The organism is Mesorhizobium sp. M7A.T.Ca.US.000.02.2.1 (assembly GCF_003996995.1).
Classification (GTDB): Bacteria; Pseudomonadota; Alphaproteobacteria; order Rhizobiales; family Rhizobiaceae; genus Mesorhizobium.
On record NZ_RZTT01000873.1, the window covers coordinates 1 to 596 of the forward strand.

Sequence of the window (596 nt, forward strand, 5' to 3'; positions counted from 1 at the left end):
GTCATATAGTAGACCGAGCTTTCATTGTAGGCGGCGGCCGAGCAGGAAAAATGGAACAGGCGGGTCTCCTTGTCGGGATCGCCGGGCTGCGCATCCTTGTCCTTGTATTTAATCGAAAAAACGGTCGGCTCATTGGCAAGGAACTGCTTGTCGCACTGGTCGCCATAGGTTGCCAGAAAGGCCTTCTTGGCCTGCTCCAGTGCGGTGTCTTTCTTTGGCGGTGGCGGGCCATCGCCGCAGCTTGGCGGCAGCGCCTCCTCGAAATCGGTAGTGGAGGGCTTCAGTGCCCCTTTCTCGATGTGGATCGGATCGAAGGGTGGCTCCACCTGGGTCTGGGCATTCACCTGGCGCAGCGTATAGCACCCGGCAAAGACCTTTTCGCCGCCAGCCTTGTCCGTCGCGCGGATGGCGACGGGGACGTTGTAGAAAATGCTGCCAGCCGCGCCTTCGTCGGAAACCGTCCCGGTCTGGACTTCGACCTTGTCCGTCCCATCATAGCCCTTGACGAAACTATCGAAATCCTTTGCCGGCTTTGTATCGCCGAAATACCCCCATGCGCGGGCGAATTCGTGCCGGCCGATGGCGCTGTACAGCGA

1 pseudogene is annotated in these 596 nt (G+C 59.6%); it reads right to left on the bottom strand.

The window, feature by feature from the left end:
• Positions 1–596: pseudogene (locus EOD15_RS35225) on the bottom strand (DUF1176 domain-containing protein); the annotation flags it as partial.